This window comes from Streptomyces sp. NPDC048434, assembly GCF_043200375.1.
GTDB lineage: Bacteria > Actinomycetota > Actinomycetes > Streptomycetales > Streptomycetaceae > Streptomyces.
The window spans coordinates 118,227-139,870 of the sequence record NZ_JBICXQ010000020.1 but is presented as its reverse complement, the minus strand read 5'-3'; the positions used below and the strand labels follow the sequence as shown (position 1 = coordinate 139,870).

The window sequence follows — 21,644 nt, the reverse complement described above, 5'->3', positions numbered from 1 at the left end:
AGATGAGCATGCACGACGCGGAGAACTCGGCTGGGGCGGGGACGAGCGGGGCACCGGTGGCGCCGGGGCCCCTCGACGCCCCCGAGCTGCACCGTCTCGACGCCCACTGGCGAGCCGCCAACTATCTGTCCGTCGGGCAGATCTATCTGATGGCCAATCCGCTGCTGACCACGCCGCTGCGCCCGGAGCACATCAAGCCGCGGCTGCTGGGCCACTGGGGCACCTCGCCCGGCCTGAACCTGGTGCACACCCACCTCAACCGCGTCATCAAGGCCCGCGAGCTGGACGCCCTGTGCGTGTGGGGGCCGGGTCACGGCGGTCCCGCCGTGGTGGCCAACTCCTGGCTGGACGGCACGTACTCCGAGACCTATCCCGATGTCAGCCGGGACGGCGAGGGCATGGCCCGGCTCTTCCGGCAGTTCTCGTTCCCCGGCGGGGTGCCCAGCCATGTCGCCCCGGAGACCCCGGGGTCGATCCATGAGGGCGGCGAGCTGGGTTACTCCCTCACCCATGCCTACGGCGCGGCGTTCGACAATCCGGAGCTGTTCGTCGCGTGTGTGGTCGGCGACGGCGAGGCGGAGACCGGGCCGCTCGCCGCGTCCTGGCACGCCACGAAGTTCCTGGACCCGGTACACGACGGCGCGGTGCTGCCGCTGCTGCATCTCAACGGCTACAAGATCGCCAACCCGACGGTGCTCGCCCGGATTCCGCAGGACGAGCTGGATGCGCTGCTGCGCGGCTACGGTCATGAGCCGATCCATGTCACCGGCGACGACCCGGCGGCGGTCCATCAGGCGATGGCCGCCGCCATGGACGGTGCGCTGGACCGGATCGCCGAGATCCAGCGCCGGGCCCGCACCGAGGGGGTGACGGAGCGCCCCCGCTGGCCCATGATCGTGCTGCGTACGCCCAAGGGCTGGACCGGCCCGCACGAGGTCGACGGGCAGCCCGTGGAAGGTACCTGGCGCTCCCACCAGGTCCCGCTGTCCGGGGTACGCGACAACCCCGGGCATCTGCGGCAGCTGGAGAGCTGGCTGCGTTCGTACCGGCCGGACGAGCTCTTCGACGACGAGGGCAGGCCGCGCCCGGAGGTGCTCGCCTGTGTGCCCGAGGGGTCGCACCGGCTCGGCGCCTCCCCACACGCCAATGGCGGTCTGCTGCTGCGCGAGCTGCCCGTCCCGCCGCTGGAGCGGTATGCGGTGACGGTCGACAAGCGCGGCAACGAGCTGCACGAGCCGACCCGGGTGCTGGGCGGACTGCTGACGGCGGTCATGGAGGCGACCGCGGAGCGCCGCGACTTCCGCGTCGTGGGCCCCGACGAGACCGCGTCGAACCGGCTGGAGGCGCTCTATGACGCCACCGGCAAGGCCTGGCAGGCCACCACGCTCGACACCGACGAGCACCTCGCGCGCGACGGCCGGGTCATGGAGGTGCTCTCCGAGCATCTGTGCCAGGGATGGCTGGAGGGCTATCTGCTCACCGGCCGGCACGGGCTCTTCTCCAGCTACGAGGCGTTCGCGCACATCGTCGACTCCATGGTCAACCAGCACATCAAATGGCTGCGGACCGCGCGCCGGCTGCCCTGGCGGCGTCCCATCGCCTCGCTGAACTACCTGCTCACCTCGCACGTCTGGCGCCAGGACCACAACGGCTTCTCGCACCAGGACCCCGGCTTCGTCGACCACATCCTCAACAAGAGCCCGGAGGTGGTCCGGGTCTATCTGCCGCCGGACGCCAACACCCTGCTCTCGGTGGCCGATCATGCGCTGCGCAGCCGCGACTACGTCAATGTGATCGTGGCCGGCAAACAGCCGAGCTTCGACTGGCTCACCCTCGACGAGGCCCGCACCCACTGCGCGCGCGGCGCCGGCGCCTGGGAGTGGGCGGGCACCGAGGACGGCACCGGCGAGCCCGATGTGGTGCTGGCCTGTGCCGGGGACGTGCCCACGCAGGAGACGCTGGCGGCGGCCGATCTGCTGCGCCGGCATCTGCCGGAGCTGACGGTGCGGGTGGTCAATGTCGTCGACATGGCCCGGCTGCTGCCGTCGGGGGAGCATCCGCACGGTATGCCGGACCCCGAGTACGACGCACTGTTCACCCGTGACAAGCCGGTCATCTTCGCCTACCACGGCTATCCGTGGCTGATCCACCGGCTCTGCTACCGCCGCGCCGGCCATGAGAATCTGCATGTCCGCGGCTACCGCGAGGAGGGCACCACGACCACGCCCTTCGACATGGTCGTCCGCAACGATCTCGACCGGTACCGGCTGGTGATGGATGTCATCGACCGGGTCCCGGGCCTCGGGGTGCGCGCCGTCGCGCTGCGGCAGGCGATGGCAGACGTCCGTACCCGCCACCACGCCTGGATCCTGGAGCACGGCACCGATCTGCCGGAGGTCGCCGACTGGACCTGGGGGAACTGACGGCGCCCTGCCGGATGCCCCCTCCGACGGAGTGACGCGCGGCGCGGTGACGGGGCGGCCGGGTCCCCGCATGTGAGCCTGAGGCCCGGGTACCCGGGCCTCAGGAGGTGCGCGGATGGCTCGACGGCTGACGACCGGCGCCGAACTCATCCGCTGGTGGGCGGGGTTGACCGGGCTGTGGATCGTACTGATCGGTCCCGTCGACACACTGGAGTGGGCGGTCGGCGCCGGCGCCGCGCTGCTCGCCGCCGCCGCGGCCTGCGGGGCGCGCCGCGTGGTGGGGCGCCGATGAACGGTTGGACCGCCGCGGCCACCGCCCTGCTGCTGTGCGGGGTCACCCCGGCCGCTTACGGCGCCGCCACCGGTCCGGTCCGGCGGCGGGTGCCCGCGCAGAACCTGGCGACCACGCTTCTCAGCCTGGTCTTCCTGCTGCTGGCCCAGGGGTACGGGCGCCCGGCGTATGTCGATCCGGCGCTGGTGCTCTCGGTCCTGGGGCCGGCCGGCACGCTGCTGTTCGTGCGGCTGCTCGCCGACCGGCTGGCGGACCGCCCGCCCCGGCCGCGCTCGCTGTTCGCGGTCACAGCGCTCACCTACGCCGCCGTTCCCGCGGTGGTGCTGTCGCTGTGCGTGGTCACGGGCCCTGGCAGGGCGCTGGTGAAACTGCTGGTCATCGGTGTGCTGTTGGTGCTGGGGAGCCGGGTGGCCGCCCGGGCGGTGACCGCCGCCGTGACCTCGGGGCACGGCCGGACCGGGCCCGCGGAAGGGATGTCGGATGGCTGACGATCTGCCGCTGCTGCTCGGCCTGCTCCTGGTGGCCGGCGCCGGGACCGCCACCGTCCTGGTGCGCGACCCGGTACGCCAGTCCTTTCTGCTGTCCCTGCTCGGCCTGGCCCTGGCCACGGTCTTCCTGCTGCTGCAGGCCCCCGATGTCGCGCTCTCCCAGCTGGCGGTGGGCTGTGCGCTGACCCCGCTGATGGTGCTGCTGTCCGTACGCAAGGTGCGGCGCAAGGCGCGCAGCGAGCGCCGGGAGGAACACGAATGAGCATGAGGCTGCGGCTGTGGGTGCTGGCCGTCGGCGGCCTGGGGGTGGCCGTGCTGCTCCTCGTGGCCTGCTTCGGGCTGCCGGCGTTCGGCGGCCTGTGGCATCCCTACGGCGACCGGGCCGTGCATGCCGCGCTCGCCCGGCACACCGCCAACACCATCTCCTCCGTCAATTTCGACCAGCGCGCCTTCGACACCCTCGGTGAGGAGTCCATCCTGTTCGGCGCGGTCCTGGGCACCGTGGTCCTGCTGCGGCAGACCCGCGACGAGGACCGGCTGCCTCCGGAGCCGGTCCCGGTCGCGCCGCCGGTACGCCGCTATGCGCTGATCGCGCTGCCCGTCACCCTGCTCATCGGCCTGTACGTCATCGCGCACGGCCAGCTCAGCCCCGGCGGGGGCTTCCAGGGCGGGGTGGTGGTCGCCACCTCGCTGCATCTGCTGTACATCGCCGTGGACTACCGGGCACTGGAGCGGATCAGACCGGTCGGCACGTACGAGGTGGCGGATGCCGCCGGTGAGGCCGCCTATCTGCTGGTGGGCGCGGCCGCGCTGCTGACCGGGGCGGCGTTCCTGGCCAACTTCCTGCCCTACGGCACCTTCAACACCCTCTCCTCCGGGGGCACCGTTCCGCTGCTGAACGCCGCCATCGGCGTGGAGGTGGCATGCGGCGTGGTCGTCCTGCTGGCCCGTTTCCTGGACCAGGCCGTGGAGATCGAGAGCGACGACCGGGACGGCGAAGCGGAGGCCAGGACATGAGTGTGCTGCCGTATGTGATCGCGGCATGGCTGTTTCTGATCGGCTGTTACGGGCTGGCCACCAGCCGCAACCTCATCCACGCCGTGGGCTGCCTCGCCGTCTGTCAGTCCTCGACCTATGTCCTGCTGCTCGCCATCGGGTACCGGGACGGCGGCACCGCCCCGGTCTTCTCCGACATCACGCCGGGCTCGCGCCCCGTCGTCGACCCCGTCGTCCAGGCCCTCACCCTCACGGACATCGTCATCGGGGCGACCGTCACCGCACTGCTGCTCTCCCTGGTCATCCAGGTCGCCAAACGGCACCGGACGGTGGACCCGGACGAACTCTCGGAGCTGCGGGGGTGACCGTCGCACAGACCCTGCCGCTGATCGTGGCCACTCCGCTGTTCGGCGCGGCGCTGCTGGTCGGAGCGGGCCGCCGGCTGCCCCGGTACGCGGCGGAGGTGCTGGGGTGTCTCTTCGCCGCGGGCACCGCGGCGCTCGCGCTGTGCGCATCGGCCGCCACGCCGTCGTCCACCGCGCGCCCCGCGGAATGGCTGGGCGGCTGGCGACCACACGGCGGGGCGAGTGTGGGCATCGTGCTGGTCGGCGACCGCATCGGTCTCGGCCTGGCCGCGCTGGTCTCGCTGCTGGCGCTGGCCGCTCTCGCCTACGCCTGGCGCTACTTCGACGAGCCGCCACGGCGCCATGCGGGCTCCTTCCCCGCCCTGGTGCTGCTCTTCCAGGCGGGCATGTGCGGCTTCGCGCTCACCGGGGACCTCTTCAACGCCTTCGTCTTCTTCGAATTGATGGGCGTCGTCGCCTACGCACTGACCGGCTACCGCGTCGAGGAGGCCCGCGCCGTCCAGGGGGCGCTGGTGTTCGGCATCGTCAACTCCCTCGGCGCCTATGCCACCTTGCTGGGCATCGCCCTGCTCTACGCCCGGACCGGTGAGCTCGGCCTCGCCCAGATCGGCAGCGCCCTCGATGCGCACCCCGGCGCCCCGGACGCGCCGGTGATCGCCGCCTTCGTCCTCGTCGTCACCGGTCTGCTAGTCAAGGCCGCTGCGGTGCCGTTCCACTTCTGGCTGGCCGATGCGCATGCGGTGGCGCCGACGCCGGTGTGCATGCTGCTGTCCGGCGTCATGGTCGAACTCGGCCTGTACGGCACGGCCCGCATCTACTGGACGGTCTTCGCGGGGCCCGGCGGCATCCCGGCGCCGGACGCGCACCGGGCGCTGCTGACCCTGGGCGTGCTGACCGCCGTGCTGGGGGCGGTGATGTGCTGGCAGCAGCGCCATCTCAAGCGCCTGCTGGCCTACTCCACCGTCGCGCACGCCGGACTGTTCCTGGTGGGCCTCGCGGTGCTCACTCCGGAGGGGCTCGGCGGCGTCGTCCTGTACGTGCTGGCGCATGCCGGGGTGAAGGCCGCGCTCTTCGCCTGTGTGGGCATTCTCCTGGACCGGTTCGGCAGTGTCGACGAGCTCCAACTGCACGGCAGAGGACGTGAACTCCCCTGGGCCGGCGTGCTGTTCGGCATCGGCGGACTGGCGCTCGCCGGGCTGCCGCCGTTCGGCACCGCGCTGGGCAAGGCCGTCATCGAGGAGGCGGCGGGCGGCTGGGCGACGGCGCTGTGCGTCCTGGTCTCGGCGGTGACCGGGGGCGCGGTGCTACGGGCCGGGGCGCGGGTGTTCCTGGGGCTGGGGCCGGTCCCGGAGAGCGAGGCCCCCCGGCCCCGCCCGGCGGACGCCGCCGAGGAGACGACGGGGGAGGCCGAGGAGCCGGAGACCAGCGGCGGGCGGCTCGCCCGCGTTCCGGACAGCATGCTCGTCGTGCCCACGGTGTTGCTCACCGGGGCGCTGGCGGTGGGGCTGGTCCCGGGCCTGCGCACGGCCGTCGGCCGGGCCGCCGACGCCTTCACCGACCACGCCGGATACCTCGCGGCCGTCCTGTACGGCCGGGCGGCGGAGCCCGCGCCCACTCCCCCGCCCCACTGGTCCCTCTTCGGTGTGCTGTGGGGCCTGCTGGCCACCGCCGCGGCCACGGCGGTGGCCCTCTTGGCCGTACGGCGCCCCGCACTCCGGGAACCGCCCCACTGGGCCACACCACTGCGCCGGCTGCACTCCGGTCACGTGGGCGACTACGTCGCCTGGTTCCTGGCGGGCGTCACCCTGCTGGCGGCGCTGATCGTGTGACGGGGGCGGCCGGTTCCGTGCGTGACGGGCGCGGCCGGTTCGTGCGCGACGGGCGCGGCCGGTACCGGTACCGCCCGTGGACGGGGGTGGACGGCGCCGGAATCCGTACCGCCCGCGGACACGACCGGAATCCGTACCGCCCCGGTCCCGGTTCAGGCTTCCGCCGACTTCCGTACGTCCTCGACGACGGACCGGTCCAGCGCCGCGCGTACCAGGCCCGAGGCGAAGGCGGCGGCATCGTCCGGCCCGACCAGCCGCGCCAGTTTCCCGCTGTCGCCCGGCAGGCCCAGCCGCTCCGCCCCCTGGACGGCCTTGGCATCGAGGTACGGGGCGAGTTCGGGCCAGACTCCCTGCACCTCGCGCAGAAAGATGTCGCAGCCCGCGGGCCCCAGGCCCGGCACCTTCCGCAGTGCGCGGCGCAGTGCACCGGTGTCGCCGCCGGCCTCCTCCCGCATCCGCCGCAGATCGCCGCCGTACGTGTCCAGCAGCAGTGTGGCGCCGTCACCGAGCTGGGTGGCGGTGCGCTCGTCGTAGCGCCGGTATCCGCCCTCCCCCAGGGCATCGACCCGTTGCTGCCAGGTCGCCTCCGCCATCCGCCGCGGAGTGCGCATCCCCGCGTCGAACAGGGCGCGGGCGGACGCCACCGCCACGGACGCGCGGATCCGCGCGCTGAGCAGACCGGCCAGCACCAGCACCTGATAGAGCGGCTGGGGAGTGTTCCCCAGCCGGATCCCGCTCTGTGCCGCGAAGGTCTCGCCGTGCCGGTCCAGCAGTGTGTGCGCAAGGGCCCGCTGTCCGCCACGGGGGCTCACGGTGCGCCCCCGTGGAGACGCAGGAGGTCGAGAGAGGAAGTGCGGGCCATGCCTTGTCCTTTGCCGTTCCGGTGGGTGATCCGCTGTCACAGTCCCCGGTCCGACGGGCGGGAAAACGCCGCTGCTCCGTGAGGCGCAATGCTTCCGCGTCAGGTGCGCGGCCGTGTCCGGGCGGCTACGCTCGCGTCGGCTGTCCGACCGACGACGGGGAGGCGACGCTTGTCCCGGGACGCTGACGCTGCGCATCACTCCACCGGTCGACCGGACGCGGACGGGGGCAAGGGCCAGGACGCCAGGACCGCGGTCACCGTTTTCGTGGCGCTCGGTGCCAATCTGGTGATCGCCCTGGCCAAGGTGCTCGGTGGGCTGTTCGCTGGCTCGCCCGCGCTGCTCTCCGAGGCCGCGCACTCGGTGGCCGACAGCCTCAACGAGATCTTTCTGCTCGCCTCGCTCAAGCGCAGCAAGCGCGCACCCGACAGCAAACACCCCTTCGGTTACGGCAAGGAGCGGTACTTCTGGTCGCTGCTCGCCGCCGTCGGAATCTTCGTCATGGGCGGCTGTTTCTCCGTCTTCCAGGGCATCGAGGCACTGCGCTCGGGCAGTTCGGAGACCCGTACGGGCTATGTCGTCGGCCTCATCGTGCTGGCCGTCGCGCTGGTCGCCGAGGGCGCCTCGCTGTTCCGTGCCCTGATGCAGGTCCGCGGCCGGGCACGGCAGGCCGGCCACAGCATGCGGGAGGCGATCCGCGCGGCCGACGACCCCGCGTTGCGTACGGTGCTGGCCGAGGACTCGACCGCCTGTTTCGGTGTGGTGGTCGCCATGGTCGGCATGGGACTGCACATGATCACCGGCTCGGTGCAGTGGGAGGCCTGGGCGTCAATGATCATCGGCGCGCTGCTGGTGTTCGTCGCCTACCAGCTCGCCAAGGAGTCACGCGGCCAGATCATCGGGGAGGCCGCCGACCCGGCGCTGCGCCGTGCCATCCGGGAGTTCCTGGAGGAGCAGCCGGAGATCGACACCGTGACCACCCTGCTGTCGATGCGGCTCGGGACCCTGTCGACGCTGGTCGCGGCCCGCGTCGATCTCGTCCCCGGACTGGACAGCGAGGAGGTCGAAGAGGTCCTGGTACGGCTGAAGAAGGCCATCCGGGAGAAGTGGCCGATCGCCGACCAGGTCTTCCTGGATGTCACGGAAGCCTCACCGGGGGACCGGGAACGGGCCCGGCGAGAGCGGCGCCGGCTCGACAGGGCGGTGGACGGCGAGCCCGAGGACGAGGCGGAGCAGCGGCAGGAGGAGGCGTGAGGACGGGCCGGGGCCGGACGGCCGGCCGCGGACCGACCGCCCACCGGGCCCCGCTCACCGCCGGGCCCCGCTCACCGCAGCGCCTCCAGCCGCCTTCGTGCCGTACGCAGCGAACGCCCGCGGGCCGGCACCCCGGACCACGGACGTGACCTCGCCTGCTCCAGGACGCCGGCGACATCCCTCAACGACCAGCTCTGCGCGGTGAGTTGGGGATCGTCGAGCTGCTTCCGGCTGATCGGCGCGGCGACCGGGGCGCCCGGCTTGGGCCGCAGCGACCACGGGGCGACAGCCGTCTGCGCATAGGCGTTGCGCTGCACATCGAGGTAGAGCCGGTCGCCGCGCGACTTCTTGCGTACGGCGGTGGTGAGCCGGTCCGGGTGACGCCCCGCCAGCACGTGAGCCACCTCCTGGGCGAATCCGCGCACCGTGTCGAAGTCGCTTTTGCCGTCCAGCGGAACGGTGACATGCAGCCCCTTCGAGCCGGTGGTCATCAGGACGGCCGGCAGGCCGAGTTCGTCGAGCAGCGCGCAGAGCTGCCGGGCGGCGTCCCGTACGGCCGCGAAGTCCGGGCCGGGCGGGTCGAGATCGAACACCAGCCGGTCCGGGTGGTCGGGCCGGTCGGCGCGCGACAGCCAGCGGTGGAACGTGAGACATGCCTGGTCGGCGAGGAAAAGGAGGGTCGCCTTGTCGTCGCAGACGGTATGGGTGACGGTGCCGCCCTCCTTGGTGACCCGCACCCGCCGGATCCAGTCGGGGTAGTGGTCCGGGGTGTCCTTCTGCATGAACTGCGGGCCGCCCAGCCCCTCCGGGAGCCGTTCCAGCATCAGCGGCCGCCCCCGCAGCTGCGGGACCATCGATGCGGCCACCCGGCGGTAGTAGCCGACGACATCGGCCTTGGTCAGACCGTCGTCGGGGAACAGCACCTTGTCCGGCCGGTGGATCTCCACGGTGCGGCGGCCCGCGCGCACCGTGTCGGTGCCGGTGTCTGTGGCATTCATGCGGGCCGGGTTACCCGCTCAGGACCGTCGTACGCTCGCGCGTCCGGGTGGCAGGGCGCGCGGGGCGTCCGTTCGCCTCCCGTGTCGCCGAGTGATCCGCACCGTCGCAGAGTGTGTACGTACGCCGGGCCGCCGGGTTCCGTGCGTATCGCCTCGCATGGCCGGCGCAGGACCGGCAAGGAGACCAGCAGGCCACGCGGAGCGAGCGTGAGGCGCTCGGCCGCCGAGGAGCGACGCGTGAGGAGCTTTTGACCGTGCGACAGCCACCAGGCCCGCCAGGCCCCACCCATCCGGATCCGGTTCCGCCCACTCCGGGTCCGGGCCCCGGACCGCCCGGACCCACGCCGGGCCCGGCACCCGGCCCGGTCCCCGCTCCGGGACCCGATCCGGTGCCCCCTCCGGTGCCTGCCCCCGAGCCGGATCCGCTGCCGCCGAATCCGGCACCGCCGACGCCGGGACCGGAGCCCGGACCCGCGCCCGATCCGGTCCCCGCGCCGGGCACCGCACGGCGGACCGAACGGCCGCGCCTTGGGGGCAGGCCCTAGACTGACCGGCACTGATCCAGCCTCCGAGGAGCCGTATGAGCGCCGTCCGCCCGCCGTCGCGTCCCGCCGGACGGCAGCGCGACGCGGCGCGGACGCGGACCGAGATCCTCGACGTCGCCACGGAGGAGTTTGCGCGCCTGGGCTACACCGGCGCCCGGATCGATGAGATCGCCGCCCGGATCCACACCACGAAGCGGATGATCTACTACTACTTCGGCAGCAAGGAACAGCTGTTCACCGAGGTGCTGGAGCGGGCCTATGCTGTCATCCGCGAGCAGGAACAGCGCATCGCCGGACCGCTGCTCGCCGGGCATCTGGACCCGGCGGCCGCGATCCGGCACCTCGCCGAGCTGACCTTCGACCACCATGAGGCGCATCCGGACTTCATCCGGCTGGTCACCATCGAGAACATCCATGAGGCGGAGCATCTGGCCGCCTCGCGGACGCTCGGTGAACTCAACTCCCCGGCGATCGAGATCATCGGCCGCATCCTGGCGGAGGGGCGGGCGCAGGGGGTGTTCACGGCGACGGTGGACGCCGTCGATCTGCACGCGATGATCAGTTCGTTCTGCTTCTTCCGGGTCGCCAACCGGCATACCTTCGGCGCGCTCTTCGGACGCGATCTGACCGCGAAGGACCGCCGGGACCACTACCGCACGATGCTCGGCGACATGGTCCTGGCGTATCTGACGAGCGGGAACGCTGCCGCCGACCGGTGAGCCGGGGCGGGCGGCGCCGCAAGCGCCCCGCCGCCCGCCGCTCTTCGTCCCTCACTCGCCACTCCCGCTCACGGCAAGAGTTTCGGTGAGATGTCTTGACAGTGACAGCGGCCGGACAGCACGATCCCAGCGCAACAACTAACTATCTAGTACGTTAATTGCCTGAGGAGCACGTGTGTCCGCTCGCTCTCCCCGCAAGGCCGCCGTCGCCGCCTGGATCGGCAGCGCCCTGGAGTACTACGACTTCTTCCTGTACGGCAGTGCCGCGGCCCTGGTCTTCCCGCATGTCTTCTTCAGTCCCGACGACCCCGCGACCGCCACCCTGATTTCACTGGGAACCTTCGGCGTGGCCTATGCGGCCCGGCCGCTGGGCGCGCTGGTGCTCGGGCACGTCGGCGACCGGCTCGGGCGACGGAAGATCATGGTCTTCACGCTGGTCCTGATGGGCCTGTCGACCTTTGTCGTCGGCTGTCTGCCCACGTATGCGCAGGTCGGCACCGCGGCTCCGGTGCTGCTCGTCCTGATGCGGGTCCTCCAGGGCCTCTCGGCGGCGGGCGAGCAGGCCGGCGCGAACTCGATGACCCTGGAACACGCCCCGGAGACCCGGCGGGGGTATTTCACCAGCTTCACCCTGAACGGGACCCAGGCCGGCCAGATCCTGGCGACCCTCGCCTTCGTCCCGGTCGCCACACTGCCCGAGGAACAGCTCTACACCTGGGGCTGGCGTCTTCCGTTCCTGGTGAGCGCCGTGGTCGCGGTGGCCGGCTATGTGATCCGGCGGAAGCTGACGGAGACCCCGGCCTTCCTGGAGGCCTCGGCGGCCGCCGAGGTGGCCGCGCTTCCGCTCGTCCATCTGCTGCGCCACCACTGGGCCGATGTGCTGCGGGTGGTCGTGGCCTCCCTCATCGCCACCGTCCAGACCGTCTTCACCGTCTGGGCCCTGTCCTACGCCACCGGGGACCACGTCGGCCTCGACAAGTCGACGATGCTGTGGGTCGGGGCGCTCGCCAACGCCGTGGCACTGCCCGCCATTCCCCTGTGGGCGCGGCTGTCGGACCGGATCGGCCGCAAGCCGGTTTTCCTCACCGGTGCACTGGGTTCCGCCGTGATGATCTTCGTCTATCTGTGGTCGCTCTCCACCGGCAGCTATCCGCTCGTCTTCACCACCGGCGCCCTCTGTTTCGGCGTCGTCTACAGCGCGGCCAACGGCAGTTGGCCGTCGTTCTACGGCGAGATGTTCAGCACCCGGGTCCGGCTCTCCGGAATGGCCATCGGCACCCAGACCGGCTTCGCGGTCGCCGGGTTCGCCGTCTCCTTCGCGGAGCGGATCGCCGGCCCGGACGGCTCCAACTGGCCGGGCGTGGCGGCCTTCACGGCGGGCATCTGCCTCCTCAGCGCCCTCGCCGCGGCGACCGCACGGGAGACGCACCGGGTGCCCACCGCGGAGCTGGGGACCAAGCGGACTGTCGCCACGCGCCGACCTGTGCACACAATGAACTAACCAGTTCGTACATTAGCCTGGTGCTCCACGCATCTCTGCACGGGAGAGAAACATGCCGAACCCCGCCACCGACGGGACGCTCGCGGCCCCCGTCCTGGTCCTCAACGGGCCGAATCTCAATCTGCTCGGACTCCGCGAACCCGAGATCTACGGACCCGACACCCTCGCCGACATCGAGGCGCTGTGCCACCGCACCGCCGCCGAGCACGGGCTGGCGGCCGACGTACGGCAGAGCAACCACGAGGGCGTCCTCATCGACGCCGTGCAGGAGGCACGGACCGCGCACCGCGGGATCGTGATCAATCCGGCCGGCTACAGCCACTCCTCCGTCGCCCTGCGCGATGCGCTGGCCGCGGCGGACGTCCCCATCGTCGAGGTGCATCTGTCGAACATTCACCGGCGCGAGGAGTTCCGGCACTTCTCCTATGTGTCCGGTGTCGCCGATGCCGTGATCTGCGGTGCGGGTGCGCACGGCTATGCCCTCGCGCTGGCCCACCTTGCCCGTCTGCTGGAAGGGAGCCGGTGACCCCGGTGACGACGTCCGCCTACCTCACCGGGCTGGTCGGCTCCGGCATCGGCCCCTCGCTCAGCCCGGAGCTGCACCAGCGCGAGGCCGACCGGCACGGTCTGCGACTGCTCTACCGCACCCTCGACATCGACGTCCTGGGCGGCGGGCCGGAATCGGTCGGCGAGCTGATCCGCGCCGCCCGCACCCTCGGCTTCGACGGTCTCAACATCACCCACCCCTGCAAGCAGCTGGTGATCGAGCACCTCGATGAGCTGGCGCCGGAGGCCGCGGCCCTCGGCGCGGTCAACACCGTCGTCTTCCGCGACGGGCGGACCATCGGCCACAACACCGATGTCACCGGCTTCGCCCAGTCCTTCAGCCGGGGGCTGCCCGGCGCCGCGGCGGACCGGGTCGTCCAGCTCGGCGCGGGCGGAGCCGGTGCGGCCGTCGCCCATGCGCTGCTGGCCCTGGGCGTGGACCGGCTCACCGTGGCCGACCGCGACCCGGCTCGCGCGAGCGGCCTCGCCGACGCGCTGAACCGCAGGTTCGGCGGCCGGCGCGCCACCACGGCGACGAGGGCCGGACTGCCCGGCGCGCTGGCGGACGCCGACGGCCTGGTGCATGCGACACCCACAGGGATGGCCGCCCACCCCGGACTGCCGCTGCCGGCCCGCCTGTTGCACCCCGGGCTGTGGGTGGCGGAGGTCGTCTACCGCCCGCTGGACACCGAACTGCTGCTCGCTGCAAGGGACTTGGGGTGCCGGACGCTGGACGGCGGCGGTATGGCGGTCTTCCAGGCCGCGGACGCCTTCCGGCTGTTCACCGGCCGTGAGCCGCACCCCGAGCGGATGCTCGACGACCTCGCCGCCCTTGTCGCCCCCGCCTGTGAGGACGCTCCCCATGCGTAAATCCATCGCCACGGTCTCGTTGAGCGGCTCGCTCTCCGAGAAGCTCACCGCCATCGCCGCCGCCGGTTTCGACGGGGTGGAGATCTTCGAGAACGATCTGATCGCCGGTCCCCTCAGTCCCGAGGAAGTACGGTCACGCACCGCCGACCTGGGGCTCACCATCGAGCTGTACCAGCCCTTCCGCGACTTCGAGGCGGTGCCCGAGGACCTGCTCGCCGGCAATCTGCGGCGCGCGGAGCACAAGTTCGCCCTGATGGAACGGCTGGGCGCCGACCTGATGCTGGTCTGCTCCAGCGTCTCGCCCCGGGCTGCCGACGACGATGCGCTCGCCGCCGCCCAGCTGCGCCGGCTCGCCGAGCGCGCCGCGGCACACGGCATCCGGATCGCCTACGAGGCGCTCGCCTGGGGCCGGCACGTGGAGACGTACGACCATGCCTGGCGCATCGTCAAGGAGGCCGACCACCCCGCGCTGGGCCTGTGCCTGGACAGCTTCCACATCCTCTCCCACGGCGGCGACCCCCGGGGCATCGAGGACATCCCCGGTGACAAGCTCTTCTTCCTCCAGCTCGCCGACGCTCCGCTGATGGCGATGGATGTGCTGCAGTGGAGCCGCCACTACCGCTGTTTCCCCGGCCAGGGCGGCTTCGATGTCGCGGGCCTGGTGCAACATGCCGTCCGCGCCGGGTATACGGGGCCGCTGTCACTGGAGGTGTTCAACGACGTCTTCCGGCAGGCGGACGCCGGCCGGACCGCGGTCGACGCGCTGCGCTCCCTGCTCAGCCTGGAGGAAGCGGCGCAGACCGGTGCGCTGCCCGCGCCGGTCGTACCGAGCGGCTTCGCCTTCGCCGAACTGGCCGCCGCCGACCCCGAGCCGCTGCGCGGACTGCTCGGTGCCCTCGGCTTCGCCCGCACCGGCCGGCACACCGGCAAGCCCGTGGAGCTGTGGCAGCAGGGCACGGCCCGCATCCTGCTCAACGCCGCCGGAGCCGACCGCAGGGAGGGACCCGGGCTGGTCGCCCTCGGCCTGGAGACACCGGAGCCCGGCGCGGCCGTGCGGCGCGCCGAGTCGCTGCTCGCACCCGTCGTCCCGCGCCACCGCAGGGGGCAGGAGGTACCGCTGGACGCGGTGGCCGCGCCCGACGGGACCGAGCTGTTCTTCTGCCGTACGGCACAGCGCGACCACGCCGACTGGACGGACGACTTCGCCGCCGCCCCCGGCCCGCCCGGGGCGGCGGCGGGCCTCTCCCATATCGACCATGTGGCCCTGACCCAGCCCTGGCACCACTTCGACTCGGCGTGCCTCTTCTACCGGAGCGTGCTGGGCCTGCGGCCGGACGAGAGCCTGGAGCTGGCCGATCCCTACGGGCTGTTCCGCAGCCGCGCCGTGGCCGGCGCCGACGGCGGGCTGCGGATCGCGCTCAATGTCGCACCGGGCCCCGGGGACCAGGGGGCCCGGCCGCAGCACATCGCGTTCGCCACGGACGACATCGTCGCCACCGTCCGCCGGGTACGTGCGGCCGGCGTGGCCCTGCTGCCCCTCTCCGACAACTACTACGACGACCTCGAAGCCCGCCACGACCTGGACCCCCGCACCCTGGCGACCCTGCGGGAGCTGGGGATTCTCTACGACCGCGACGAAGACGGCGAGTTCTGGCACTGCTACACCGCCACCGTCGGCCGGGTCTTCTTCGAGATCGTCCAACGCACCGGCGGCTACCGGGGGTACGGCGCCCGGAACGCCACCGTCCGGCTCGCCGCCCAGCGCGCGGCGGAGCAGCGGGGGAACACCGCGAGGATCTGACGAGGCGGCGCTACCGGCATTCCCGTACGGGATCGTTAGGCTCGGCGGGTGGGGATTACCGAGGAGCGCGCCGAAGGTGCGGGACCGTTCACCACCCGGCTGACCTGGTGCCTCGAAGCGGGCGAGACCGCCGTATGGGAGTCGCGGGCGGCCCGCAAGCGCGGGACGCTCGCGGTGCGGCCCGCCGGGGCCACCGAGAGCAGCGCCCGGCCTGCCGACACCGCGACGCTGGACCGTCTGCGCAGGCTCAACGGCATCGCCGCGACCTCCTTCACCGTCGGCGGGACGCTGTTCGCCCTCGGTGCGGCGCTCGCCCAGTTCAGCTCGGTGAGCTCCACCGTGACCGCCATCATCTACTTCATCGGCGGCGCATTCTTCACCCTGGGCGGCTATGCCTCACTCGTCCAGACCGTCAACGCTCCGCGCCGGGAGAGCACGGCGGGTTCGCTGACCACGCACCACTTCCGGTGGTGGAGCTATGAACCGGGCCGGATCGACTGGCTCAGTACCTTCGTGCTGTTCGCGGGGACGCTGGTGTTCGGCATCAATCTGCTGGATTCGTTTCTGCAGGGGCTCACGACCCAGCAGATGAACCGGCTGATCTGGGCGCCCGACATGATCGGCTGTCTGCTGTTCCTGATCTCGGGGCAGCTGGCGGTCGTCGAGGTCTGCCATCGCCCGCTGTGCCTGCACCGGCGCAGCCTCGGCTGGTGGATCGTCGCGGTCAATCAGCTCGGTTCCGTGCTCTTCATGGTGGCCGCGCTGGCCGCTTTCACCCGCCCGGAGACCGGCAGCCTGGTCAGCGTCGGCATCGCCAACTGGGGGACCCTCACCGGAGCGCTGGGCTTCGCGGTGGCCGGGGTGCTCCAGGCCTTCGAACGTCCCTGACATGCGGCTGACCGGTACGTGTGCAAACGTGGAATGCACTGCATGACGGTCGGCAGGTCCAGTTCGGACGGCCAGGTTTCTCAAGTGAGGAGTGACCCATGGCCACTCAGAAGCACAGCGTAGGCGGTTGGACAGCTTTCGCCGCAGTTCTGATGATCTTCGGTGGCGCCATGACGTTCCTGGAGGGCATCTCCGCCATCGCCCAGGACCACCTCTTCGTCACCTCACGGAACTACGTATTCTCCTTCAGCCTCACGGGCTGGGGATGGATCCATCTCATCCTGGGCATCGTCATCTTCCTCGCGGGTATCGCACTCATGGCCACCGGTGCGCTGTGGGCGCGGACGGTCGGTGTCATCCTGGCGGGCTTCGGTGCGCTGGCAAACTTCCTGTGGATCCCCCACTACCCGTTCTGGGCCATCGTGCTGGTCGCCATCAACATCTTCATCATGTGGGCGCTGTGTACGGACAACCACCACGCCCCGGCCACCCGGTGACCTGAACACCCTCCGCGGCCCCGGCCATGACCTCCGGACTCACCCCGCAGGAACGCGCGGAACAGGGCAGGGCACTTCGCTCCGAAGTGCCCCGCTCCCGTCATGCGGAGTTCAGCCCCACGGCCGGCCGTGACGATCCGGTGGACATCATCGAGCGGCAGTCGGCCCTCCGCGTACCGGAGTTGGTGCCCCTTCGCTACGGTCGGATGCTGGAGTCACCGTTCCGCTTCTACCGCGGCGCCGCCGCCATCATGGCGGCGGACCTGGCCACGACGCCGTCCACGGGGCTGCGGACCCAGCTGTGCGGGGACGCCCATCTGCTGAACTTCCGGCTGCTGGCCTCCCCCGAGCGCCATCTGATGTTCGACATCAACGACTTCGACGAGACCCTGGCCGGTCCGTGGGAGTGGGACGTCAAGCGGCTGGCGGCTGGCGGCCAGCTTCGCCATCGCGGGGCGCGGGAACGGTTTCCCCGAGAAGGTACGGGCCGACATCGTCCGGGCCGCCGGTGCGTCCTACCGCGAGCAGATGCGCCGCTACGCGGACATGCGCACCCTCGACGTCTGGTACGCCCATGCCGATATGACCGATGTGGCGGCCGAGGAGGCGCAGCAGCTGGACAGCAGGGGCCGTGCGCAGCTGTCCCGCACCATCGAGGAAGCCCGTACGCGCGACACCATGCAGGCGTATCGCAAGCTGACCCGGAGCCGCGGCGGCCGGGTGCGGATCGCCGCCGATCCGCCGTTGATCGTGCCGCTGGACGATCTGTTGCCGGACGCCGAGCGTGACCAGCTGGAGGACCAGATCCGGCAGCTGGTCCAGAGATACGGACGCACGCTGCGTTCGGACCATCGCCGGCTGCTGGAGGAGTACCGGGTCGTCGACATGGCGCGCAAGGTCGTCGGGGTCGGCAGTGTGGGCACCCGCTGCTGGATCGTGCTGCTGCTCGGCAAGGACACGGACGACCCGCTCCTGCTGCAGGCCAAGGAGGCCGATGAGTCCGCGCTCGCCCCTTACGCCGGACAGGGCCCCTACACCAACCAGGGCGAACGCGTCGTGGCCGGCCAGCGGCTGATGCAGGCCGCCGGCGACATCTTCCTCGGCTGGGAGCGGACCACCGGCATCGACGGGCGCCAGCGCGATTTCTATGTACGCCAGTTGCGTGACTGGAAGGGCATCTTGCCCACGGATGTGATGGTGCCGACGGGCATGCGGCGGTTCGCCGTGCGCTGCGGGGCCACCCTGGCCCGCGCGCACGCCAGGTCCGGCGACCGGATCGCGATCGGCGCCTACCTCGGCAGGAGCACGGCCTTCGACGAGGCGCTGGCGCGGTTCGCGGAGCGCTACGCGGACCGCAACGAGCTCGATCACCAGGCGCTCATGGAGGCGGTCCGGGCGGGCCGGGTCACCGCCGCGGCCTCCTGAGCGGGCGGGAACAGCCGGGCGGGCGGACGGCACCCGAGCACCGCGCCGAGGGCGCACCGGGACCGCCGCCACCCGATTGGCACACCCGTAATCGCCCGGGATGTACCCTCCGTCCGCCCCGCCTACCATGGTGCCGAATGGCTCCGATGAAGGCGGCCCCCATGCGCCCCACGGCGAAGTTCTCCATCAGCTTCGGCCTGGTCACGATCCCGGTCGCCGCGTACAACGCCACGGACAGCTCCACGTCGGTCAGCTTTGTGCGGATCCATACGGCGGACGGCGGCCGGGTGCGCAATCAGCCGGTGTGCTCGCTGGAAGGCGTGGAGGTCCCCCCGGACGAGATCGGCCGGGGCTACCGGCCCGACGACGCCGACGGCGTCGTACCGCTGAGCGACGACGATCTCGACGCGCTGCCGCTGCCGACCGCGAAGACGCTGACGATCCTGGCCTTCGTGGCCGGCGGTGACATCGACCCGCTGCAGATGGGCAAGGGCTACTACCTGGGCATCGACAGCCCCGCCGCGGCCAAGCCCTACGTGCTGCTGCGCGAGGCGATGGAGCGGCATCAGCGCGTCGGGCTCGGCAAGATCGCACTGCACGGGCGGGAGACGCTCGCCATGATCCGCCCCATGGAGGGCGCGCTGGTCATGCAGGTGCTGCTGTGGCCGCACCAGATCCGCCCGATGGACGGGGTGCTGCCCGAGCGCCGGGCGGAGGTCGCCCCCGCCGAGGTGGCGGCCGCCGAGACACTCATGGACTCCTTCGGCGAGCTGTCGGAGGCCGATGTGCACGATCACTATCGTGAGGCGCTCGAAGAGATCGTGGCGGCGAAGCTGGCGCATCGCAAGCCGGAGTTCCCGGCCGGTGAGGAGCAGCCGACCGGGCAGGTGATGGACCTGATGGCGGCCCTTCAGGACAGTGTCCGCGCGGCCAAGAAGTCCCGCGGCGAGGACGAGGACGCCGAGGGCGCCGGGTCCGGCCGCACCACGAAGAAGAGCACCGCGAAGAAGACGGCAGCGAAGAAAGCGGCAGCGAAGAAGTCCACCGCCACGAAAACCGCCGCCAAGAAGACCGCGGCGAAGAAGACCGCGAGCAGGGGCGGACGGCGGGCCGGCTGAGCCCCGTCCGGGGCCCCGGGCCCCGCCCCGCATTCACACATAAGGCGGCCACCCTCGGGTACGCGACCCCTCAACAGGGCTTACTGCCCGGACAGTTAGGGAGGCTGACACCATGGGTATCGGTGGGTGCATCGGTCTGCTCGCGGTGGGAGCGATCCTCACGTTCGCGGTCGACTGGCATGTGGCCGGGATCAACGTCGACCTGGTGGGGATCATCATGATGATCGTCGGCGTCATCGGCCTCGCCGCATATGTGAGCATCCTGAAGCGGCGGCGTACCCAGCCACCGTCCCCCGGGGCCCCCGTCGTCGATGTCGAGGACACCCGCTACTACAAGTAGTCCCCGGCGTGGGGGCTTCGCTCCGCCGCGGGGGTCCGGCCGTCAGCTGCAGGAAGTATGGGACTTGGGCAGGGTGCCGCTCAGCAGGAAGTCGTCGACATGGCGCTGTACGCAGGGGTCACCGGTGGTGTAGGCGGCATGCCCCTCACCGCGGTAGGTCAGCACGATGCTGGAGTTGCGCAGCTCACGGGCCATGTTGAACGCGCCCTGGTAGGGGGTGGCCGGATCGTTGGTGGTCGCGACGAGCAGAAGGGGCGGCGCGTCGGGCGCCGCGACATCACGGGAGGCGTCGTCGCCCGCAGCGGGCCAGTTGTAGCAGTCCAGCAGGGTGGGGGCGATGTCCGGGCCGAAGAGCGGGGAGGCCTTGGTGAGTTCACGCTCCGCGCGGGGGTAGTCGTCTGCGCCATAGCGCTCCGAGGTGTCCCGGCAGGAGATCGCCCGGAGGGCCAGCTGGTCCTGTGGCGGTAGCTCGTCCTGGCCGATCCGCCGTGCCGGGACGCTGTCGGAGTGGGCGGCGCTGCCGCCACCCGCGTCACTCAGGCGGAGGATCCCGGCGCCGTCGCCGTGCCGCAGCTGTTCCAGCGCCTGCCGCAGCGCCGGCCAGTCGCTTCTGCTGTACAGGGCCTCGCGCAAGGCGTACACATAGCTGGTCTCATCCACCGTCTCCCCCTTCACCTTCATCGGCTGCTCGCTCAACTGCTGGTACCAGTGGCGCAGTTGGTCCTGCGCCTTGCCCTCGTCGGTGCCCAGCGGGCAGTCCGCCTGACGGGTGCAGTCGGCGGCGAAGTCGTCGAGCGCCCGCTGGAAGCCCCGGACCTGGGACAGGGCGGTCTGCCAGGCGTTCTTGGTCGGGTCCTCGACGCTGTCCAGGACCATCCGGCCGACCTTGCGGGGGAACTCGTGGGCATAGACAGCGCCGAGCTTGGTGCCGTACGAGAACCCCAGGTAGTTGAGCTTGTCGTCGCGGACCGCGGCGCGCAGGACGTCCATGTCCCGGGCCACATCCTGGGTGCCGACCCACCGCAGCAGCCCGCCGGAGTAGCGGCCGCAGGCCTCGTTGATGCGCTTCTCCTTCGCGGCGAGGCTGTCGTCGGCACCCGAGCCGGGCGGCGGGGCGAGCTTGCTACCACAGGAGACCGGTTCGGTATGGCCGGTGCCGCGCGGATCGAAGCTGACGATGTCGTAGCGCCGGCCCAGGTTGGCGAAGGAGTTCCCGCTGTCGATCAGATAGTTGACGCCGGAAGCACCCGGTCCTCCGGGGTTGAGCACCAGCGAGCCGAGCCGTTTGCCGGGCCCGGTCGCCTTCAGCCGGATCAGCTGGACCTGCATCGTGCTCCGCCCGGGGTTGCCGTAGTCCCGCGGCACCTCCAGCCGGGCGCACTCCAGACGTTTCCGGAAGCCGGGCGGCTGACCGGCACCGTCGCTCCGCGCGCCGCTCTGCAGGTCCTGTCCGCACCGTTCCCAGGACAGTTTCTGCTGGTAGAAGGACGTCAGATCCGGGTCATCGGCTGCCGCCGCGACCGGAGTTCCGACGAACGCGGCGAGCAGCGCCATCACCGCCGTGACGACCGACGGCCGGACCGCCGGCCTGTGCCGGCGAACACGCCGCGCTCCCCCTACTCCCACACGAGACGGTGCACGGCGTGTTCCCGGCATATTCCGAGCGTAGGGCCGTTGCTCAGCTCCCGCACACCTGCCGTGCTGCCGCTGCCACGCGGTGCCCCACCCGAGGGCCGTCGCGCCGTGGCCGGGAGGCGCGAGGCTTCCGTTGCTGCGCAGGTGACCCGTACGGCGGGCCGTGCCCGCGCCCGTCCAGGGGGCGTCACCGCCGGTTGCCGTACGTGCGGCGCCCGCGTACGCCCGCCACGCAGCAGGACCGGCCGCTTCCA

Annotated in this window: 20 protein-coding genes and 1 pseudogene; 18 read left to right on the top strand and 3 right to left on the bottom strand. The window is 71.5% G+C overall.

Going from position 1 to position 21,644, the window contains the following annotated elements; all coding sequences use genetic code 11:
• The first annotated feature begins 8 nt into the window (after window positions 1–8).
• The 7 genes from ACGFWI_RS23850 (at window position 9) to ACGFWI_RS23820 (ending at window position 6,393) form a co-directional block, all read left to right on the top strand.
• Complete coding sequence (locus ACGFWI_RS23850) at window positions 9–2,423, top strand: phosphoketolase (RefSeq protein ID WP_393908018.1); 2,415 nt, start codon at window positions 9–11, stop codon at window positions 2,421–2,423.
• A 115-nt stretch (window positions 2,424–2,538) separates the two neighbouring features.
• Window positions 2,539–2,715: a hypothetical protein gene (locus ACGFWI_RS23845; RefSeq protein ID WP_393908017.1), complete on the top strand. Its 177-nt coding sequence runs from the start codon at window positions 2,539–2,541 to the stop codon at window positions 2,713–2,715.
• Window positions 2,712–3,203 carry a monovalent cation/H+ antiporter complex subunit F gene (locus ACGFWI_RS23840; protein WP_393908016.1) on the top strand — a complete coding sequence of 164 codons (492 nt, stop codon included), beginning with the start codon at window positions 2,712–2,714 and terminating at the stop codon, window positions 3,201–3,203. Before ACGFWI_RS23845 ends, ACGFWI_RS23840 begins: the two co-directional genes overlap by 4 nt.
• Entirely contained in the window at window positions 3,196–3,465 is a 270-nt protein-coding gene (locus ACGFWI_RS23835) for a Na(+)/H(+) antiporter subunit B (RefSeq protein ID WP_393908015.1), read from the top strand. Before ACGFWI_RS23840 ends, ACGFWI_RS23835 begins: the two co-directional genes overlap by 8 nt.
• Window positions 3,462–4,220, top strand: coding sequence for an MnhB domain-containing protein (locus ACGFWI_RS23830; protein WP_393908014.1), 759 nt, complete (start codon window positions 3,462–3,464; stop codon window positions 4,218–4,220). Before ACGFWI_RS23835 ends, ACGFWI_RS23830 begins: the two co-directional genes overlap by 4 nt.
• A complete protein-coding gene (locus ACGFWI_RS23825) occupies window positions 4,217–4,564 on the top strand; it encodes a sodium:proton antiporter (RefSeq protein WP_053209921.1) in 348 nt (115 codons plus the stop codon). Before ACGFWI_RS23830 ends, ACGFWI_RS23825 begins: the two co-directional genes overlap by 4 nt.
• Window positions 4,561–6,393, top strand: a complete 1,833-nt coding sequence (locus ACGFWI_RS23820; protein ID WP_393908013.1) for a complex I subunit 5 family protein — start codon at window positions 4,561–4,563, stop codon at window positions 6,391–6,393. The genes ACGFWI_RS23825 and ACGFWI_RS23820 overlap by 4 nt, the downstream gene beginning before the upstream one ends.
• A 152-nt stretch (window positions 6,394–6,545) precedes the next feature.
• On the opposite strand, the gene ACGFWI_RS23815 is transcribed toward ACGFWI_RS23820, so the two are convergent.
• On the bottom strand, window positions 6,546–7,205 hold the full coding sequence (locus ACGFWI_RS23815; protein WP_393908012.1) for an endonuclease: 660 nt from the start codon (window positions 7,203–7,205) through the stop codon (window positions 6,546–6,548).
• Between the two features lie 219 nt (window positions 7,206–7,424).
• On the opposite strand from ACGFWI_RS23815, the gene ACGFWI_RS23810 reads away from it, so the two are divergent.
• Window positions 7,425–8,507 carry a cation diffusion facilitator family transporter gene (locus tag ACGFWI_RS23810; RefSeq protein ID WP_393908011.1) on the top strand — a complete coding sequence of 361 codons (1,083 nt, stop codon included), beginning with the start codon at window positions 7,425–7,427 and terminating at the stop codon, window positions 8,505–8,507.
• Window positions 8,508–8,578: 71 nt separating this feature from the next.
• On the opposite strand, the gene ligD is transcribed toward ACGFWI_RS23810, so the two are convergent.
• Window positions 8,579–9,505, bottom strand: a complete 927-nt coding sequence (gene ligD, locus ACGFWI_RS23805) for a non-homologous end-joining DNA ligase (RefSeq protein WP_393908010.1) — start codon at window positions 9,503–9,505, stop codon at window positions 8,579–8,581.
• Between the two features lie 580 nt (window positions 9,506–10,085).
• Between ligD and ACGFWI_RS23800 the strand changes: the two genes are divergently transcribed.
• The 10 genes and pseudogenes from ACGFWI_RS23800 to ACGFWI_RS23755 all read left to right on the top strand — a co-directional run bounded on the left by ACGFWI_RS23800 (window position 10,086) and on the right by ACGFWI_RS23755 (window position 19,755).
• The gene (locus ACGFWI_RS23800) at window positions 10,086–10,769 is read left to right on the top strand and encodes a TetR/AcrR family transcriptional regulator (protein WP_393908009.1); all 684 of its coding nucleotides are present in this window, start codon (window positions 10,086–10,088) and stop codon (window positions 10,767–10,769) included.
• A gap of 175 nt (window positions 10,770–10,944) precedes the next feature.
• Window positions 10,945–12,270 carry an MFS transporter gene (locus ACGFWI_RS23795; protein ID WP_393908008.1) on the top strand — a complete coding sequence of 442 codons (1,326 nt, stop codon included), beginning with the start codon at window positions 10,945–10,947 and terminating at the stop codon, window positions 12,268–12,270.
• Between the two features lie 52 nt (window positions 12,271–12,322).
• Entirely contained in the window at window positions 12,323–12,796 is a 474-nt protein-coding gene (aroQ, locus tag ACGFWI_RS23790) for a type II 3-dehydroquinate dehydratase (protein ID WP_393908007.1), read from the top strand.
• A 5-nt stretch (window positions 12,797–12,801) separates the two neighbouring features.
• On the top strand, window positions 12,802–13,686 hold the full coding sequence (locus ACGFWI_RS23785; RefSeq protein WP_393908057.1) for a shikimate dehydrogenase: 885 nt from the start codon (window positions 12,802–12,804) through the stop codon (window positions 13,684–13,686).
• On the top strand, window positions 13,679–15,487 hold the full coding sequence (locus tag ACGFWI_RS23780; RefSeq protein WP_393908006.1) for a bifunctional sugar phosphate isomerase/epimerase/4-hydroxyphenylpyruvate dioxygenase family protein: 1,809 nt from the start codon (window positions 13,679–13,681) through the stop codon (window positions 15,485–15,487). Before ACGFWI_RS23785 ends, ACGFWI_RS23780 begins: the two co-directional genes overlap by 8 nt.
• Window positions 15,488–15,535: 48 nt before the next feature.
• Window positions 15,536–16,375, top strand: a complete 840-nt coding sequence (locus ACGFWI_RS23775; RefSeq protein WP_393908005.1) for a hypothetical protein — start codon at window positions 15,536–15,538, stop codon at window positions 16,373–16,375.
• 98 nt (window positions 16,376–16,473) lie between these two features.
• Complete coding sequence (locus ACGFWI_RS23770) at window positions 16,474–16,872, top strand: hypothetical protein (RefSeq protein WP_393908004.1); 399 nt, start codon at window positions 16,474–16,476, stop codon at window positions 16,870–16,872.
• Window positions 16,873–16,898: 26 nt separating this feature from the next.
• A pseudogene (locus tag ACGFWI_RS23765) lies at window positions 16,899–18,297 on the top strand (DUF2252 domain-containing protein).
• Window positions 18,298–18,458: 161 nt separating this feature from the next.
• Window positions 18,459–19,415: a Ku protein gene (locus tag ACGFWI_RS23760; protein WP_393908056.1), complete on the top strand. Its 957-nt coding sequence runs from the start codon at window positions 18,459–18,461 to the stop codon at window positions 19,413–19,415.
• A gap of 112 nt (window positions 19,416–19,527) precedes the next feature.
• Window positions 19,528–19,755 (top strand): DUF6458 family protein, encoded by a 228-nt coding sequence (locus ACGFWI_RS23755; protein ID WP_393908003.1) that lies wholly within the window; start codon window positions 19,528–19,530, stop codon window positions 19,753–19,755.
• A 42-nt stretch (window positions 19,756–19,797) separates the two neighbouring features.
• Here the strand turns inward: ACGFWI_RS23755 and ACGFWI_RS23750 are convergent, their stop codons facing one another.
• Window positions 19,798–21,309, bottom strand: a complete 1,512-nt coding sequence (locus tag ACGFWI_RS23750; protein ID WP_393908002.1) for an alpha/beta hydrolase — start codon at window positions 21,307–21,309, stop codon at window positions 19,798–19,800.
• Window positions 21,310–21,644 lie beyond the last annotated feature (335 nt).

Bases quoted from the DNA above. Each gene is read 5' to 3' on its own strand.
- ACGFWI_RS23845 (WP_393908017.1), top strand. From the start codon at position 2,539: ATGGCTCGACGGCTGACGACCGGCGCCGAACTCATCCGCTGGTGGGCG.
- ACGFWI_RS23840 (WP_393908016.1), top strand. From the start codon at position 2,712: ATGAACGGTTGGACCGCCGCGGCCACCGCCCTGCTGCTGTGCGGGGTC.
- ACGFWI_RS23770 (WP_393908004.1), top strand. From the start codon at position 16,474: ATGGCCACTCAGAAGCACAGCGTAGGCGGTTGGACAGCTTTCGCCGCA.
- ACGFWI_RS23750 (WP_393908002.1), bottom strand. From the start codon at position 21,309: ATGGCGCTGCTCGCCGCGTTCGTCGGAACTCCGGTCGCGGCGGCAGCC.
- ACGFWI_RS23825 (WP_053209921.1), top strand. From the start codon at position 4,217: ATGAGTGTGCTGCCGTATGTGATCGCGGCATGGCTGTTTCTGATCGGC.
- ACGFWI_RS23780 (WP_393908006.1), top strand. From the start codon at position 13,679: ATGCGTAAATCCATCGCCACGGTCTCGTTGAGCGGCTCGCTCTCCGAG.
- ACGFWI_RS23830 (WP_393908014.1), top strand. From the start codon at position 3,462: ATGAGCATGAGGCTGCGGCTGTGGGTGCTGGCCGTCGGCGGCCTGGGG.
- ACGFWI_RS23835 (WP_393908015.1), top strand. From the start codon at position 3,196: ATGGCTGACGATCTGCCGCTGCTGCTCGGCCTGCTCCTGGTGGCCGGC.
- ACGFWI_RS23850 (WP_393908018.1), top strand. From the start codon at position 9: ATGCACGACGCGGAGAACTCGGCTGGGGCGGGGACGAGCGGGGCACCG.
- aroQ (WP_393908007.1), top strand. From the start codon at position 12,323: ATGCCGAACCCCGCCACCGACGGGACGCTCGCGGCCCCCGTCCTGGTC.
- ACGFWI_RS23800 (WP_393908009.1), top strand. From the start codon at position 10,086: ATGAGCGCCGTCCGCCCGCCGTCGCGTCCCGCCGGACGGCAGCGCGAC.
- ACGFWI_RS23760 (WP_393908056.1), top strand. From the start codon at position 18,459: ATGCGCCCCACGGCGAAGTTCTCCATCAGCTTCGGCCTGGTCACGATC.
- ACGFWI_RS23755 (WP_393908003.1), top strand. From the start codon at position 19,528: ATGGGTATCGGTGGGTGCATCGGTCTGCTCGCGGTGGGAGCGATCCTC.
- ligD (WP_393908010.1), bottom strand. From the start codon at position 9,505: ATGAATGCCACAGACACCGGCACCGACACGGTGCGCGCGGGCCGCCGC.